Origin of the sequence: Psychrobacter sp. PAMC 21119 (genome assembly GCF_000247495.1) — a bacterium.
In the GTDB taxonomy this organism is placed as follows: domain Bacteria; phylum Pseudomonadota; class Gammaproteobacteria; order Pseudomonadales; family Moraxellaceae; genus Psychrobacter; species Psychrobacter glaciei.
In genome coordinates, this window is record NZ_AHVZ01000022.1 from 37421 (window position 1) to 56101 (window position 18681).

General features: G+C 42.8%; 11 protein-coding genes and 2 tRNA genes. 4 read left to right on the forward strand and 9 right to left on the reverse strand.

Going from position 1 to position 18681, the window contains the following annotated elements:
* The first annotated feature begins 13 nt into the window (after positions 1-13).
* The 4 genes from RH96_RS08800 to RH96_RS08810 all read left to right on the forward strand — a co-directional run bounded on the left by RH96_RS08800 (position 14) and on the right by RH96_RS08810 (position 2370).
* Entirely contained in the window at positions 14-1684 is a 1671-nt protein-coding gene (locus RH96_RS08800) for a sodium:solute symporter family protein (protein WP_010199941.1), read from the forward strand.
* An 85-nt stretch (positions 1685-1769) separates the two neighbouring features.
* Entirely contained in the window at positions 1770-1904 is a 135-nt protein-coding gene (locus tag RH96_RS15230; RefSeq protein ID WP_210539970.1) for a putative transporter small subunit, read from the forward strand.
* A 181-nt stretch (positions 1905-2085) separates the two neighbouring features.
* Positions 2086-2159: transfer RNA gene (locus tag RH96_RS08805), tRNA-Cys, on the forward strand.
* A 124-nt stretch (positions 2160-2283) separates the two neighbouring features.
* Positions 2284-2370: transfer RNA gene (locus RH96_RS08810), tRNA-Leu, on the forward strand.
* Positions 2371-2736: 366 nt separating this feature from the next.
* Here RH96_RS08810 and RH96_RS08815 read toward each other — a convergent pair.
* The 9 genes from RH96_RS08815 to tssF form a co-directional block, all read right to left on the reverse strand.
* A complete protein-coding gene (locus RH96_RS08815) occupies positions 2737-3798 on the reverse strand; it encodes a hypothetical protein (RefSeq protein WP_010199943.1) in 1062 nt (353 codons plus the stop codon).
* A 65-nt stretch (positions 3799-3863) separates the two neighbouring features.
* Entirely contained in the window at positions 3864-5066 is a 1203-nt protein-coding gene (locus RH96_RS08820; protein WP_010199952.1) for a DUF6708 domain-containing protein, read from the reverse strand.
* Between the two features lie 2 nt (positions 5067-5068).
* Positions 5069-7678: a T6SS effector BTH_I2691 family protein gene (locus RH96_RS08825; protein WP_010199955.1), complete on the reverse strand. Its 2610-nt coding sequence runs from the start codon at positions 7676-7678 to the stop codon at positions 5069-5071.
* 18 nt (positions 7679-7696) lie between these two features.
* Positions 7697-8611, reverse strand: a complete 915-nt coding sequence (locus RH96_RS08830) for a hypothetical protein (protein ID WP_010199957.1) — start codon at positions 8609-8611, stop codon at positions 7697-7699.
* Between the two features lie 55 nt (positions 8612-8666).
* On the reverse strand, positions 8667-11405 hold the full coding sequence (locus tag RH96_RS08835; protein WP_010199963.1) for a contractile injection system protein, VgrG/Pvc8 family: 2739 nt from the start codon (positions 11403-11405) through the stop codon (positions 8667-8669).
* Positions 11406-11508: 103 nt separating this feature from the next.
* Complete coding sequence (gene tssA, locus RH96_RS08840) at positions 11509-12660, reverse strand: type VI secretion system protein TssA (RefSeq protein ID WP_010199965.1); 1152 nt, start codon at positions 12658-12660, stop codon at positions 11509-11511.
* Positions 12660-15638, reverse strand: coding sequence for a type VI secretion system ATPase TssH (tssH, locus tag RH96_RS08845; protein ID WP_010199967.1), 2979 nt, complete (start codon positions 15636-15638; stop codon positions 12660-12662). Before tssH ends, tssA begins: the two co-directional genes overlap by 1 nt.
* Positions 15639-15800: 162 nt before the next feature.
* The gene (tssG, locus tag RH96_RS08850; RefSeq protein ID WP_010199969.1) at positions 15801-16856 is read right to left on the reverse strand and encodes a type VI secretion system baseplate subunit TssG; all 1056 of its coding nucleotides are present in this window, start codon (positions 16854-16856) and stop codon (positions 15801-15803) included.
* Positions 16820-18643: a type VI secretion system baseplate subunit TssF gene (gene tssF / locus RH96_RS08855; RefSeq protein WP_010199971.1), complete on the reverse strand. Its 1824-nt coding sequence runs from the start codon at positions 18641-18643 to the stop codon at positions 16820-16822. The genes tssG and tssF overlap by 37 nt, the downstream gene beginning before the upstream one ends.
* Positions 18644-18681: the final 38 nt, after the last annotated feature.

An 18681-nucleotide genomic window follows, 5' to 3' on the forward strand; every position in this document is an offset into this window, starting at 1 on the left:
ACAATTGCGAGGTATGAGTTTGAAAACTGAGTCATTGTTTCAATTTTCGGCGCTCACCATTATTTTATTATTGGTGGCGTTTTATGGTGGTACATATCTGCTGTCTTTATTAATTAAAAAAGACAAAGAGACAACGTCCGGCTTTATGGTCGCAGGTCACAATGTGGGCTTTGGGATGGGCGCGGCAAGTATGACCGCGACCTGGATTTGGGCGGCCTCATTTTACGCTGCCGCCACCTCTGGCTATAAATATGGCGTATCAGGGCCGATACATTACGGCTTTTGGGGTGCATTGATGATTTTGTTCATCTACCCTTTTGGCATGCGCTTTCGAGAGCTTGCTCCCAACGGTCACACTTTAGGTGAGCTTATCCACGCCCGCCACGGCTCATCAAGCCAATTAATTTTAGCCATATCCAACCTTATGGGCAGCTTAATTAGCTTGATGGTCAACTTTACCGCTGCTGGTGCATTGGTGTCAGTATTGTCACCATTATCGTTCCAGACAGGGGTGATTATCGCGGGTGTTGGGGTATTGAGCTATACCTTAACCTCAGGGTTTCGTGCCTCAGTCTTTACTGATTTTGCCCAATTGGTCGCTTTGATGGCGATTGGTGTCATCATCATTCCAGCGGTGCTATTCTCCATGGGAGGTCCTGCAGTGATGGTCAGCGGACTATCGAACTTGACCTTAGAGCAGCAGGATTTCTTTTCTTCTGAGGCATTCTTTCAGCAAGGGGCACCGTATTTTGTCGCGGTATTGGCCTATGCTATCGGTAACCAGACCATTACTCAGCGCTTATTTGCGATTGATAAAACCAAGATTAAGGCGACATTTATTACCGCCACAGTTGGCTATGCGGGTATCGTCATTGGGCTTGGTATGATTGGCTTGATGGCCTTGACCATTGGTATCGAACCACTCGATGGCAATATGAACAACCTGATCCCGCAAATGGTCAGCACTTATCTGCATCCCGTCTTCATCGCATTATTCTTTATTCTGGTCATTGGCTCGTTATCTTCCACAGCTGACTCGGATTTATCGGCGCTATCAACCATTATGATGGCCGATGTCTACGGTAAAAATATCGCCAAAAAAGGTCATGTTAAACCTAAAACCATGATGCTCGTCGGTCGTGGCACGATGATTGTCGCGACGGCAGCGGGACTTATCTTTGCTAGCTTCAAGCTTGATATTCTAGTAATGCTGGTATTCGTTGGTGCCTTGTGGGGTGCGATTGTTTTCCCTGTTATCGCCAGTGTATTCTGGAATCGTGTCACTAATGCCGCCTTTACTTCAGCAGTGATTGTCGGGCTCCTATTATTCTGTGTGGCGCGTTTTGAGTTGATACCCATCGTTGGCATCACCGCCCTATTTTTTGAAATCTTAGCCAGCGTTGGTGGTGCAGTTGTCATCGGTCTGATGGTATTTGGTTTCTTAGGTCGTAAGATCGGCATGAGCGCTGCTGCTATTACGCTGGTGCTGATGTTAATCTTTGCCACTGGGTTCCTACGCCAGTACATGATTTTACTCGCTTCACTGACGGCTTACGGTGCCAGTACTATCGTTTGTGTGATCGTCAGTCTCATGGGCGATGAGCATTTCGACTTTGAGTTGATTAAGCAGCGCGTAGACAATTACGATAAAAAAACTGAAATACCCTCATCACCTAAATCTTAAATCAAAATCGTTTTATCCGAATAGTGATTAGTTAGCAGTATATGGCTAATCGCTACTTACTTAAGAAATATTATAAGGAGATATCATGGACAACGTTTTTATCTACGGCTTATATATTTTAATTTGGCCCGCCATTACTCTTGGGGTACTGGTACTGATTTGCACCGCCACCTATCGCGATATCAAAAAGGCCAAACGTGACAATAGGGATATTGTTTAGCGCATTATATTTTAAACAATCATTATTACACGCTAGTTTACTGACGGCTTGAAAAAGCCTATTAACAGTATAAACGCTCCTAAATTGGGGCTAAATATAGACAAGATAATAAATAACCTGCTTTTAACTAAAAAATGACTTGTAATTTACTATATTTTTGCTAATATAGGCGACCTTGATTGGCTGGATGGCAGAGTGGTCATGCAGCGGACTGCAACTCCGTTAACGCCGGTTCGATTCCGACTCCAGCCTCCAATTATTTATTAACTTTACGTTAATTTTGGCTTGCATTATTATCACAACCGATTATAATAGCGACCACTTATCTAGTAACTAGATGGTCTATCAGCTAGTTTACGTTAAAGATAAAACAAGTTTTGCCCGGGTGGTGAAATTGGTAGACACAAGGGATTTAAAATCCCTCGCTAGCAATAGCGTGCCGGTTCAAGTCCGGCTCCGGGTACCATTATATTAAAAGGCTTCCAAGCAATTGGAAGCCTTTTTCTTATTATATTACTTCTCTCATTAAACTAAATATCTTCTTTAAAATCCCACTCCCTAGATGGTCTGCAGTAAGAATTTCATCTATATTTTTTTAGAACCACTCTTCTTTACATCTCATATGCTACCAGCAGTAAGTTTTATTGCCTTCTGTTTGCATGGCAGAATCAGTAAAAATTCATACAAACAATGCTGTATTGGTTTTGAAATTGTTAAATTATAATTTGAGTCCATTACTTAAAATCAGTATTAATCTCATGAGTATTCTAAACAAACCCTCTACTTATCTTATTTATTCTTCAAATTAGGGGCTATCGTAGATAACTACTGGCTAACTATTATAAGCCACCACCGCCCATACAAATAAACCCATGTTAATAAGTATTATACATACCCATCTGACATTAACTTCCCAATTTCTACCGTCAAAGGCTAATTTGGCTTCATCAGTTATGGGCTGAATAGGATAAGGGTTGTCTTGACCGTCCCATGTAAGTAGCTTTTGAACGTCAGGATGTAAGATGGCTCGCTTAGTACATTGGTAATGATTAGCCTGAAATAGATTACCTAAAGCTATTATTGAGCCTATTATAAAGACCATGATCTGACCACCGCCAGAATGATCACTCGGCAGTATACCGTTTTTGCGATAAATAATATCAGCGCAAGCAAAAAGTGATTGACTGGTATCCGCAGGGTATGCTTGGCAGAGTTCGTTGTCTATTGGCAGCTCATCAGCAGGGCTTTCCATATAGGTGCGAATAAACGCCCATTGCACTCGTGGGTTGACTCTATAATCCTCAAGCTTTAAATGATGGGTAATGTCTCCTGTCTCAGGATCAGCGACGTAGAGATTGAGTGGTGTGTAAGCTTGATTATATTTGTCCAGATGCAAGTCTGGATGTACGTTTTTATAGTCGACTACTTTAAGCTCATAAGGCTGTCTAAACTTCATCAGTGGGCGGTAATAATAAGCTATTTTCTGTTCTTTTTTTAAAAAATAATACTGGGTGCGAATGAAGTGTTTTCTAATAAGTTGATAGAGAAATAAAATTAGTGGCGTACCAAATACAACAATCCATAAGAAGCTGAATACTATATCAAAAATACTAAATTCACCATCTATAAAGACAACCTCTCCAATATCTTGAAGAAAATAATTACCTAACCAGAATGAAGAAAAATAAACCCACCCAATAGCAAAATAAAACATCCAAAAATATGCTGGCAAGAAGGTCAGATAATCAGGATTAACATCATGAATTTCTTTGTTAAGATGTTCAACGTCTTCTATTTTTTCAAACAGCTTATGATCTATATTTTTTCTGTAAGGACGCTCAAGTGGATCGTTAAGCTCACTGATATTCTTTGCAAAGTCATCGCGTAATTGCATTTACAGCCTTCTTATTTTTATCTAAGATATTTCCCACATCAATAAAAAAGGTAACCAATGATTTATTAAAATAACCACTCTAAGCTAACCACATACCAAAGCTTACCGACCATACTCGGATAATCGCCATGTGGTCTCATTGAACCCATCATGTCTATAATAAACGCGCCTACAAACAGCATGACAATAGTAGCAATAATAATACCTAGGCTGTAAACCACTGTCTTCCAAATAGGATGATTGCGCTGTTCAAGATTGCCTGCTGGTATATGTTTATTCAAATCATAAGGATCATTGGGGTCAATCTGACATTCCGCTTCAATAGCTTTGCTAAAACGATGACGGTAACTGGTCAGCATTGAGATCACACGGCCCACATAACGCAGAGCTAATAAAGGTAGAATAACTATTGTCACTGGGTAAAATCTAAACGTTCGTTTTGGATACTCCATATTTTCGTGAGAGTAGTGTACTACGTTCAATATCAAACGCTTAAATGACATCAGCGGGGTTTCACGTTTTTTATGTATAGGGTAGATGTAGCGTACGGCTTCTTTGACTGCTTTTAGTTGCTGATCATCGCCTTCCATATAACGACGGATAAACTCAAAATAACTGGTTAAACTTTTATCAAAGACATTGTTTTGAAAGGCGAGTGCAAACATGCCTGTCACGGTTTCACCATCCTTATCAAAGGTGACCGCTCTGATGTCTCTATCTTCATTAATATAAGCAATAAAAAAGGTTAAGTCGTCCCAGTTATACACTTCTACTTTACGGTTATATTGACGGACATAGACCTTACGGGTTTTGCGATTGAAGCGGATGGGATAATGCCATGTGGTAAACAGCTCGGTTGAAAGCACATTGATTAATGGAGCGAAGAATAGAATCATAGAAAAAGCGAGAATAAGACCAATACTAAGAAATACGATGTCAAAATCTATTGTGGATTTTACAATCAGATAGAGGATACCATTACTCACAGATAGCCCCACAAACCCTAAACATAATCCCCATCCTACCGCATCACCACGTCGTCTTTCATTGCGCCCTGTAGTCTCAAGATAAGTCGAGTTAAACTGTACCACCGTTTGTTGAGGGTGCAATGGCACATCATAGTTTTTATATTTATCCAAAGGCACTGTCTCATGGATGCCTTTAACGTCTGCAAGCTTCTGCCCTACCGCTTGATAACCTGGGGTCAAAAATGGCGGTTTCTTTGTCAGTCGAAACCGCCCTTCCATGTCTACAACGAATCCACTCATTTTTAGTTGTCCTTAATGTCAATTTCTATGCCTTCAGAAGCTTTTTCCAGCTGTGCCTTCTCAAAATCTAATGACCACTCATTAGAATCTATACCCCAAGTACCATACTTGACCCATTTTTCTAGTGGTGTTTTTTGGAACCACATGATAGCCAAACCAGCGACAATAGATACACCCAAAATGACCCATCCAGCTATAGGTACCCATGAGCCACTAACGCCAAATACGAGCAAAGTAGTTGATATAACGCCCGAACCAGCAGACGTTAAATATAGTGTTCCCATTACGACATCATCATTAGCATAATTCTCCTGAGCTGCTTGATAATCATAATAAGCAAAAACGGCAGCCCCACCTATATTGAGCCCCCTAGCACCTGCTTTTAGACTTGAGTACGCAACTTCAGTACCTTCTAACATTCTAGCCAATTTAAGCTGTCTATGAGGGCTATCAGTTGGTACTGCCCCATAAAGCTCTCTTCTTAAGCCAACAACATCAGCTCTATGCTGTACCACACCGCCTGCAAGTATCGCTATACTACCACCGAACTTATGTAAAGGCTCTTTTGCATCGGTATCAGCAGACTCTACAACGCCTTTGAACAAACTCAAACAAGACAATACTTGTAGTACACCGCCAAAATTACCAACACCTGACTGAGCTGCTTGGTTTTTATAGAAGCTTTTAAACTCCTCAAACTGTAGTCTTCGGTCAGTCATCATAGATTTTGCGACACCTGCTGAACTCTTAGCACCGTTAGCACTAGTCAAAGCATCTATACTCACAAATGCGGTCACTTTAGTAGATATATTTTTATCAATATCAATGCCTTCATTTTTCATTTGATCGACAAACTGTGAAGCGGCATCTCTAAGTTTATTGTTACTTAATTGACTACCTCCATTTTTGCTCAACTCTGTTTTCAATAGTCCATAAACACCTTTAGTAATATCTCTAATGTTGCCCTCAACAGTAACCACAGACAAAGGCCTTCTAGTAAATATACTCATCAATAAATCACTGCGTCCAAGCCGTATGTTAGGGTATGAAGTACTAGTTACTTTTCTCTCAACACCCTTTTTACGAATATAGAGATATGGATCAAAAATGAGATTTTCTAAGGTAATAGTAGTACCAGACTTTTTTATCTTTTCTAGATATTGATTTTTTATCTTTGATAGTATTTCACCTGCAGCAGCAGACCACGACAAGGTGACAATACCGTCAATAGTAATTCCACTAGTAGAGATAGATTCTATCTCACTAATCATAGTTTCATTATTAAAACAGCAGGCTCGTCCTAAATAATTATAAGGTTTTAAGAGCGAATATAGTGACAACATATACATATAACTTTCAGCTACTTCCGAGTACTTAGCTGTTGAACCAACGAAATTTTGTACAGTAAGCGTATAGCTGGCACAACTATCAACATCAGTATTATCAAAATTATAGGTCATTTCATTGTTTAGATATTCTGAAAACCACATGTTTTTATATCTTTCAACTAGAATAGCTAATTGCTTTTTTCTATCTCTATCATTACTAGCTTGGGTTGAGCTATATAAAGACAGCCAGTTCAACATTTCCTCATATCTTATTGAATCTTTAAATCCATTCTCCCAGTTTTTTTTATAATAACCTCTTATCAAATCCTCTCTAGAGCTGAATAAAGCTACATTAGCTCCTGTAGGGGTTCTTAAAGCTTCCGATTTCTGCTTGGCAACATATTGTGGTGCATTGGCTTTTATTTGTTTTTCTATATCAAGTATGGTGTTGGCAACTAATTGTTTCTGATTTAATTTATCAAATGAATCAGTAAACATACTTTTTAATAATTTTGAATCATAGTAATCCTCTATATTTAGCATCATTTCATTTAAATCAATCAGCTTACCAACTTCGTCATTGAAATAAACATTCAAAACACGATTGTCACTACTTTCTATCTTCGATAATTCAGTTGTGAGACTCTTTTCTTCATGTGATTTATCTGGAGCATAAGGCTGTTTAGTGAACGGATTGATATAATTTAAATATTCAGTGGCATAATACTGAGTGATTGGATCTTTTCCTTCCCCATCTGGGTCATACTCCCATAAGTTATAACCTCCACCATTTTGTGATTCACTAAGTTCTAAAGATGATTTACTACTTGACTGAGTGACAGATACAGGTACTTCAATCATATTGTTAGTTTTAGCGCCATCAGTATTATTTTGATGTCTTTCAATGACTGCTTTCGTCCATTTAACGGGGCTATAAGCGATCCATAATGTGTCAATATCTTTGTTTGGATTGGGAATACGGATAAAGCTGTTTAATGCTTGACAGTTACTCCCTGCCAAGCATGTTGAGTCTGCATATGGCAAGTCAGGCTCATTTGAATAAGGAAGCTTACCTGATATACCAGTCACCGTAAAACTTTTTAAATAACGACCTTGAGTAATAATATATCCATACCACTCTCCGTTGTTATCAAGAATGTAGACATAACCTTCACGAAGCAATCTCGATACAATTTTTAATTCTTTTTCTTTAAAGCGGTATCCCCAGCGTACAGGCAATATCGCAATTCCATCAGCCAAACACTGCTCACATCTCTCTGCCATGACCTTACTCCTTATCTTTTAATTATCTATTTCTGCTAGACCTGACTGCTCATAGCACTCATACAGCCATCGGTTCATCATCATCATACGATCTACAGGGTTGGTAAGATGCGTGGCGGCGGTCAGTTGAGTATTTGCTTTGTCTAACCAACTAATTAATGTCTCATATTGATTCAATATCAAATCACAACCACCAATACCCTTTTTCACAAAGAAGCGATTGAGCATACTAATGTCATCTAACTGGTTCTGAGTGAGTGGACAATAGCTTGACTGATGTTGGATATAATTCGTATGGTCAGGGATATAGTGATGAATATTATCTACACTGTGCCAGTCACTACCTAATGCCAACCACAGCCGCTTGGGATAGCCATAGCGATTGGCGATATAGTGGTGCTGTTGTAACGGTAAGAGGTGAATCAGCACTTGCGCATCTAAGTAGCGTAGATGTTTTTTCTTGCCACCTTTTTGGATGATTTGGTTAAGGCCTAATGTTTTAGCTAGTTGTGCTGTGCCTAGTAACCATTCATCTTCGTCAGTTGTGTCTGACTGCTGCCATTCAGGTAACTGTGGTAGATACTCTGCGGCACTAATTCGAGTTTTATTCGCTTTTATATTGGGCGGAGTGTAGTCCAGTAAAGTGAGTATGCCATGATGACAAGATAGCAGCTCACACTGCTGCAAATGTAGTTCTAGGATATTACTGATATCTGAGCTTAGCGTGATCATGACTGGACTATCGATCATATGATAGCTAAGCAATTCTTGTTGTAATGAATATATAGCGTCGGGGAAAGCAGAATTAATCTCTTCAATCAGCTCTGTCTGGTTATGATGAACAATCATGACATCAAAGGTACTAAGTACTCGAAAATCAAGGCTTTGAGTCTGTAAGCTTACGCTCAGTGGTTTTTCCATTTGGTTCATCATGAGACTGTCATACTTTTATATTTGTATATGAAGTTTAAGTGAAAGCTATCTTTACCTATAAATCAGTAGTAGCGGCATGATTATCCTCAGCTTGATCTGCTAACTTCTCACAAGCTTCAAACTGCATCTGCTTCATCACTAGATTTCTAGCCTCCGCGCCCCCACTACCCCAATCCACCTTACTCGCCTTATAACCCACACGAGCAGGTGTAATAAAAGTCACATTACCACCCGATATCTCGATACCGCTACCTGCTGCTTTTAGCGTTAGCGTATCAGGCGCGATAATCTCAATACTGTCTCGGCTATGGATGCGTAGTACTTGCTCACTGTCAAGTCGCATCTCGTTCTGATGCGCTTGTATCGTCACATCGCCATGAGCGGCAGTATGGGTTTGCGCTTTGTTTGAGTAGTAATGCACATCCCTTGCCACCAACTGGTTCATCTGCGTTTGGCTGTGATGATGGGTGCTGTCAGTTGCGTGGCTATGCGTGCTTTGGGTACTGGTATGCTGACTGTGTTGTCCGCTGAGTATAGCGAGATGACGCTGAGAGTCGATAAGCAGATTAGGTTGTTGCCATTGTCCGGACTCGCTTAAGGTTGCGTCGTTAGTGTCTTTGCTAAATTGGGCAAATTGGGTTTGCGCATCTTTACTGTTGCTTTGCTTGTTATTACTACTATCCTCTAGTCCCACTGGTTGATGGGTGTCAGCCAACTGCGCGTAGGCTTGCTGATGTTGGTCAGCGGTTTGTAACTTACCGTGACCGTCATGACTCATATGAGGATTTGATGAGGGGTCTGATGCTTGGCTACTGATATGAATACCCGTACTACCTTGCACATTGGCGGCCGCTTGGGTCTCTAAACTGATGCCTTGTCCTCGTGCTTGCCCACGAGTGTGGTCGCTATGCTGATACAGATGACCAATGGTTAGGCTGGACTGGAAGCTGGTGCTATAGACGTTAATCTGTGGACTGTTTGGATGGGCGTCAAACATGAGCTGGTTGTAGCCGTTAATAAGGCTGTTTTTGGTGGCATCCCCTGTGCGGCTGCTGTCGATACTTTGAGTTTTGATGCCATCAATAGGATGAGCATGGCTTTGATTGATGAACCAAGCTGGACTGGTGGCATCAAGGCTACCTGAGTCACTGACGATGCTATTATGCTGAGCATCAGAATTGCCTTGCCCGTTATGGGTACTGCCAATGATGATGGGATGGGTGATGTCACCACCGATAAAGTCGATAAGGACATGCTGTCCATGACGCAGAGGATGAGTCTGTCCCATATGGTCGGCAACGAGGTGACTGGCGATGGGTATCCAATGACCGCTGTCACTATTGTTATCCTGCCCATCTTCTTCTTGCTGCCAGTGATATCTGATATGGGCACGGTGGTTGCGATCATGGGTGATGGCGCTGCTATCTGTATCAATAATACTGGCACTCATGAGACCTGTCAGACTCGGATGCGGTTGTCCAAGCTCGCTCAGCTGTGCGCCATATGGGATATGGTGGTGATGAGGAAATGGTAGATAGCAGGCAGTGATATGATGGACGTTGTTGTCATTGTCGTCATCATTGTCATGACTGGCATGGTTCGTATTGGGCTGTAAGGTAATGGGATCAAAGGGCGCAGCGCCGAACCAGTCTGCTGGTATATGATTGTTAATGTGCTGATGAATAGAGACGAGACTGATCGGATCGGTCAAATAAGGGTTACCATCGATATAGTGGCTACTTGGCAGATTCAGATGACGGATGTTGCCGGTTAGGCTGCCTAGATTGGCAAGCTGCTGTGCGTGCTGCTGATAGCGGGTGGCAAGCTTATCGAGACCTTTATCATCAAAACGACTATGACTGTGCAAAAAGCGCTGATGCGTGCTGTTTGATGAGTCGATAGGTTGCTCGCTACTGCTACTGCCGGTATAGGTACTCATCAAGCGACTGTCATAACGATGTAGATCGCTTTTCTGAATATGCTGGGCAATACGGGGACGAATGGCGGTGATGCGGTCTTGTCTGTCAGCAAGATTGGCGGGGTTTTGGCTTAAGATGCTTTGAATGTCATTTGTGTCAGGACGCAATGCTTCGCTATCATGTGGTAGTAAGACTAGAGTGTGCTTGTCGCTCTCATGACGATGATAGCCTGTGATGCCGTAGAGGGCAAGGTATTGGGTTAAATAGGCAAGATCGGTCTGATTATACTGTACGCTGTGCTGAATATGATAGTTGCTGTCATCACTGAGGCGCTCGTCAATCTCGATGTCCATATCATATGGGCTAATAATATCTTTGATAAGCTCGCTTAGGCTTAGATGATGATGACGGCGATTATGACTGTTAAGGCGTAATTGGCTTACCGTAGGTTCGCAGATAATACGGTAGGCGGCCATACCACTGTTGCTACCGAGAGCAACGGCTTCGGTGATGATACCGTGACGGGTTTGGCTGAGTAGTATGGCGTCACCCGTGTGCCAGTGCATGGCTAGTTTTTGCCCTAGCCATTGTTGTATATCCAGTCCTGCTTGTGGGTGCAGTAACGTAATACTGATACGGTAGCCGCAATAGAGTGCCAGCTGACGTTGCTGATAGGACTGCGCGCGTTGGTCGTGATGATAAGGGCTTGGGTAGGCATCAGGCGCTGGCATCAGCGCGGGCTTACCCCAAACGCTGTCAGGTAACGGCATACCTAACAAGCTCTCAACCAAGTCAGCTTGCTTAATAATACTGGTGGCAATATCAGGATGGGCACTACTAAGTTGCACATGCCGCTTTGTTTGAGTCCATACCATGACAAGCCCTTCTCTATCTAAAGGTTTAGCGATCAAAATCACAAAGTAAAAAGTAATGCAAGCATTGCAATTTAACCAACAGTTCTATCAATCCAACTTTAATTTAATGATCATCGTCAGAGGAATCACGTTTGGGCTGAATACCAATCATGTCAGACAGCATCGATAATTGATCTTCGTTTTTGATGATATGAGTGAGCCATTGATCCAGCGGCATGTCGGCCCATTCAATCGCCCGACCGAGTAAAAAAGTCACTGGGCTGTGCGGCTCATTGGTGGCAAAATACTCTTGAATTTGAGCCAGTAGTTTGAGCGCTTGCTGGCGGTTGCTTTGATGATCACGGTTACTGGGGTTAAAACTGGTTGAGCTAATATTATTTGTGCTGGCTGATTGTCCACTACTATCCGACATTGCACTTTCACCAATACTGTCCATAGTATCGGCTACGCTTTCTTGAGAAGAAACACTACTAGTGGTATCGGAATATTCTGGTATCAACGGTCGCAAATGCTGCGTCAGTGCAATCAATAAATCCGTCACTGGTGCGAAGACCGGTGCATCCATACCCATCAGATTATTGAGCTGATCGGTCAGTGTCTGCCACTGCTCAGTGACTTTATTAAGATTGCTCATCAGTGCTTGTTGCCAAGTCTCACTACTGGTTTTGATGGCGTGGTTATAGTCACTCAGTGTTAATTGGTTAGATGTTTCGCTGTCAGGGTTTTGCTGCCGCTGCTTGTCATGATCACGCGCGGTTAGATAGTAATTGTAGTTGTAGCTCTCGGCCTTTGTATCAGCCAGCGATAGTTGCTTGATATCATCGGATAGCGCCTTGACGAACCACGACAGCAGCCCTGCTCTGATGTCCATGCTATCTTCTTCACCATCTAATGGTGGATACATGGTGAGCCAATATTCGTCATTAAATGCTTGCAGTACGCTCAGCCCATGACTGATGCCTGCTAAATGATTGGTGTGACTCAGTGCATCGACGTACCACAGTGCCAGCTTCATGTCTTTACTGGTATCGCTGAGCAACTCTGCACATTGGTCTTTGACAAAGTCCCAGTCGGCGACTTTTAGCTCAGTGACCCAGTTGCCTTGTGCCAGTAATGGGTCATCTTCTTGACGAGCCGCAACGATGGCATCGATACGTGGATCAAAGATGAGATCTTCACCCACCCCATGATGGCTGCCATCGATAGGCGCGATAAGGGTGTCAATATCGGTTAGTAAGGAATTACCCATATTCATTATAATAAATCCTTCTTAACAGATTTTTTACTGATGGTTTTTTTCACTGATGGCTTTTTTACGGCAGCCTCTTTAGTAGCAGGCTCTTTTTTAGTAGAAGATTTTTTGGTAGCTGGCCTCTTAGCTGCAACTTGTTTGCTAGGCGCTTTACTTACGTCACCTTCAACCTCACTGTACTGCGCCATGTGATTGAGCGCTACAACAGCATCAGTATCGAGACGATAGGCAAAATTGTCATTCTCATCGACGAATACCGTCATTTTCTTTAGCACACTTTGACTGTCATCATGGGCCAGTAGCTGACCCGCCAGCTGTGGTAGCAAGGTATGACTGATGATGGCATCGGCATTACGTGCACCAGAGTCGACCTCATGACAACGCGATAAAATGAGCTCAATGACTTCATCGTCAATGACACAAGGCACATCATAATTGTCATGAATACGGCCAGTAATTTTTTCCAGTTTCAGGCGAATGATTTCTGCGAGCGCGTCATCCGTTAACGGATAATAAGGAATGACCGTTAAGCGACCCAAAAACGCGGGTTTAAAGGCTTTATACAAATGCGGATTAATAACTTGTTTTAGGCTATCACTGTCTGGCAGGCTAAAGTCAGTAACGGCTGGATCAGTATTGATGCATGCCTGCATAATCGCAGACGAACCAACATTACTAGTCAATAAAATAAGGGTGTTTTTGAAGTCAATCAAACGCCCCTCGCTGTCTTCCATCACCCCTTTATCAAAGACTTGATAAAACAAATCCAATACGTCTGGATGGGCTTTTTCTACTTCATCGAGCAAGAGCACGCTATAAGGGCGACGGCGAATCGCTTCGGTCAACACACCACCTTCACCATAGCCAACATAACCTGGCGGCGAGCCTTTTAAGGAGGCTACACTATGCGCTTCCTGATACTCTGATAGATTGATGGTAATAAGGTTGCGCTCACCACCATACAATACCTCTGATAATGCCAATGCGGTTTCCGTCTTGCCCACACCACTTGGCCCGACGAGCATGAACACCCCTTGTGGACGATTGGGATCGTCTAGCCTAGCTTTCGCAGTATGAATCCGCTTAACGATAGCGGCAACAGAATGATCTTGCCCAATGACACGCGCTTGTAAGGTATCAGCCAAATTCAAGATATGGTCTTTTTCATTGCCTGCCATATCGTTGAGTGGAATCCCTGTCCAATCCGAGATAATCTGTTTAATCACTTGTCTATCTAATACAGGATGAATGAGGCGATGTGTTTCTTGTATTTGTTTTAGCGATTGCTCGATATTTTGATATTCAGACTGTTTGTCTAAGCGCTCTTTTGCACTGAGCGTATCAGAGCCACTTGTCTTACCATTCAATTGCTGATTAATTGCATCAAGCTGATCATTAAGCTGACGTTGCTCCTGCCAGCGAGCTGTCATGTCAATAATGCTTTGTTGATTCGACTGACGCTGCTCATCAAGTACCGCTATTTTTTGGCTGACTTTCTCTTTTTCATCCACACCGCCGATACGCTCAAGCTGTTGACTGAGATTGTTGATATGCTGCTCTAATTGCACACCTTTGGCTTGTAGCCTATCTAGCTGATTGGGCATGGCTGTCTTTGATAAACTCACCCGTGCCGCTGCCGTATCTAATACGCTGACCGCTTTATCAGGTAGTTGTCGATCACTGATATAACGTGCGGATAATTCAACCGCCGCTTGTAGCGCATCATCGTCTATTAAAATACCGAAATGCGCCTGCATCTTGGCACTCAACCCACGAATCATCGCCACTGCCGTTTCAATATCAGGCTCATCGACTTTGACCACTTGGAAGCGGCGCGATAATGCCGCGTCTTTTTCAAAGTATTTCTTGTACTCTGACCACGTCGTCGCAGCAATGGTTCTCAGCTCACCACGAGCCAGCGCCGGTTTCAGTAAATTCGCTGCATCGTTTTGACCTGCCTGCCCACCAGCACCGATAAGGGTATGTGCCTCATCAATGAACAAAATAATTGGCTGTAGCGAGGCTTGTACTTCTTCGATGACTTGCTTGAGACGATTCTCAAACTCACCTTTGACGCTCGCCCCTGCTTGTAGTAAGCCCATGTCGAGACTCCGTATCGTCACGTCTTTTAGCTGATCTGGCACTTGACCGGCAACTATTTTTTGCGCCAAGCCTTCTACCACCGCTGTTTTACCCACGCCTGCTTCACCCGTCAAAATAGGATTATTTTGGCGACGACGAATCAAAATATCGATCAGCTGATGAATCTCAAACTCACGGCCGATAACTGGATCTATTTGCTCGGCACTGGCCTTTGCGGTCAAATCGTAAGTATATTTATCCAACGCAGGGGTTGGCTTAGTTTCAGTTTGCTTAGCGTCTAAAGATTCTTGATTGTTAATGTCATTGTCTTCACTATCAGCACCACCATCAGCCCCCTTATTGACGCCTTTATTATTGGTACTTTTATTACTGCTTGTTCCACTACCCTCGGTACTACCGAGACACTGGCGCTCATAGTCATCTTTTAAGGTAAAACGATCGATATACTGTAGCTGCTCAGGAAGGGTTTTAAGTATCGACTGATAACGCTCATATGCCAACAGCACGAGCAATATGTGCCCAGAGCGGATTTCTAGTGCGCTACTATTATCAGCACTCTGACCATGTTGGCTACTGGCAAGCTCCCACGCATCTTCTAGCAACGCCATCAAATCCTGACTAAAAACAGGGGTCGAGCCTGTTGCTTGACCAAAGGTATCTAGTAAGTCTGTGATGTCTGCTAATAGTGACTGCTGAGCAATCTTATTGAACTTCAGTATTTGAGCCACATCATTGTGCGGCGTCGCAATCAGTTCATGTAGCAGATGGACAGTATCAACTTCACAATGCCCGTTATTGATACAAAGCCTAGCTGCCTGCTGCAAACACTGTCGACAGCTTGGGCTTAAGCGGGTAATTACAGCTTTTAACTGGCTCATAAACTTTTTCCTTTGACATTCTCAATAGACTTAACATTATTTTTATTAAACTGATGTATCAAAATTAGAGTGGCTTTTTTTAGAGCAACTTTTAGAGCAATTTCTTACAGTTACTAGCAAACAAGCAACTTACAGTTGATTCACTTCAAAACGATATGAATGCTACTGAATAGGCAGCGCATAGCGGGTATCATCATAGTGCTCGGTTGCAGGCTGAGATACCAAAAACCCACCCTGCCCTAAGCCGCCAAATCCATCCTCAGATAACGACAAAGGGGTAATATATTGCTTGTCTAGCTCCAGCTGCATTTCGACCGCCAAACTCACACCGCACCATTTACGAATAAAATCGATAATGACGCGATACATATCCCCTGCTGGTAACAGTCTTAAATAGCGTTTGGCATCCAACTGATGAAATACGATTCTAATTTTGCTATCGAACTGTACAGCCCTCGCGCCGCAAAATGTAGATACCCCAAGTGCCGCATGTTGTCCACCAAGCGCGGTCTGCTCGCTAGCGGGCAGATCAAACCATTCTGGTACGAACTGCTCCACACTCACCGTACTATCTAAAAAATGTGACAATACATGTGCTAACTGATCAGCCGTCAGACGTCCTGGGGCAATCATGCCAGCATAAGCAATCAAGCTATCGATTGCCGTTAGCTTTTTCGGCTGCCGTGCCAGCGCTCGCAAGCTCAGTAGATAGTTGTCTTTTTTATTGTTTATCTCATACTGTAATGGCAAATTATAAAACCAGCTCGCTTGTACGTACAAATCCGTCAACCGATGATTAAATAAATCTAAAAATGCCGGTGCAGCTTTATCTTTTGCATGGTGTACTCGCGAGGCCAAATGATCGGTATACATCGCAGGCAAAGCTGATAATGGGCCTGTCAGTCCAATAACTGCTGGACAAACCTCTATCTGTCTGGCCATTAACGAACTGGCATTTAATGAACTGTCCTTTATTTGACGATCCTTTACTGAACGGCCACTGTCTTCCATATTGTCTTGAGCAATGAGCGCCATCGACTCAATTTCAGCTTGCGGATACGCCAATGATAACGAGGCACGGTAGCGCACCTCAATAGGGGCATGCCCCATACCGACTTCATGCTGAACCAAACGCAGTGCTTGCAATAGCTCATAGGATTGCGGCGCCGCCAGTAAATCCGTTAAATAAGAGGACTGAGACCGCTGCGTGGCTGACATCTATATATCTCCTCTTTAGTAACGGCGTCACTGATGGCAACCTCAACGAAGCTGTTTAAGCTGGCGTGATAGCCAAAAACATGAGCCAATAAATGGGCAAACTGGCGGATACTCACTCCAGAAAAATTCTTTTGGTTAATCTGAATATCAATGACCGTACCGCGTACAAACCCAGGTTGCGGCGAGCGCTGAATCCGCTGAGCTTTGATACTGGTGGTGACAGAGACGATGCCTTCTACCAGCAGTTTATTCGAGGCAGATTGGGTAATATCATATAGCGACAGATACTCTTTCATCAGCTCAGCGTCTTGGGCGGCCAATGATAAAAAATTCAAACTGATCAGCGATATTAGTCGCCAACGCTCCTCACCGGTGTATTCAAACCGTGCCGTTCTGGTAGGCTGCTTTAATAATGACAGACTACTAAAGCCCGTCATCCCTTCACTAAACAAATCACCTCGGCTTTGACCGAACACCACTTGCGCGGGCAAGTCTCTATTGGTGCATAGCAAAGCGGCACTTATGCTCACCGCACCTGATACATCCTCACGCTGCTTTTCTACAAACATAATCTGATATTCAAAGCCCTGCTTAAATTCAGCCATATCCTTATCGCGTTTGATATGATAATAACGACCGTCATCTTGCTGCTCATAGTGATTGAGCGCATAAAATGGATGATACTCACGTTGTATCAAACGATTATTACTTTGCTTGGACTCTATGACTTTATTGACCTCATAAATCTCATGTTGAAACAGCGCACGAGTATCGGGCACCAAATCATAATAGATAGAGCGATGAGTGACTTGAATGGGCTTAGCGGCTGCCTTGAATAGATTGACCACGGGCGTACAAAACAGCTTAATACTGCTGGCACTCAGTTGCTGCAAGTTTTTTAAATGGATGGTGTTTTTTTTATCAAACTTAAAATAACAGCGAATCTCAAAACCAGTGCTATCAATTTTTAAATTGGGACAAACACGGCCAAGATTGAGGCGCAAGAAATTGAATTTTTCAGGGAAATAAAAATACTCTTTTAATAATGCAGAGGCAGCGTTACTCACTCGATGACTAGGAAGAATTTGCTGCTCAGGATCGAAGCCTATAATCTCAAATGGACTACCCGTTATCTTATTGACCTGCCTACCATGAAGATGCGTTTGTTTCACATCACACCCTAGCAGATCCCACAAGCTGGTGCCTTGACTGGCATCCTCATCTATATATAAATCTAGCGGATGATTTAACAAAGCCTGATAGTCAAAGCTCGGATTAAGACCTCTGAATTTAATGCTAATGCAGCCGTTAAGCAGTCCATGCTGATCATCGTATACTTCTTGGCGCGTCTCAAAATCGACGCTATCTATCTGTAGCGGTAGCAACGTCACGTCTTGGGTTGACTGAAACTGGCAAGGCGTGCCGTTTATTTTTTGACTAGCAAACATACTTTTTTTAGGTACTAAAACAGGCTCACTCATCGCATTGCCCTGCACGCCTAGGTTAAACTGTGCAATAGAAACCGATGGAAAAGGCTTAAGGTAATCGGGGTAAACGACTTCTAATAGAGACTCGGTAAAGTCTGCGTATGAATCATCTAGCTTTTTATTAATGCGCGCACTAATCAGGGAAAAAGCCTGTATCAATCGCTCAATATGCGGATCATCTACCGTATCGTGACCCATCAATAACCGGTTGGCAATTTTGGGATACTTTTTGGCAAATTCTTTTGATTGCTTATTAAATAAACTAAGTTCATGCTCAAAATAAGGAAGTAGACTGTCCATGATGCCTCAATATAGTGATCGCTGTTAACTGTAAAGAT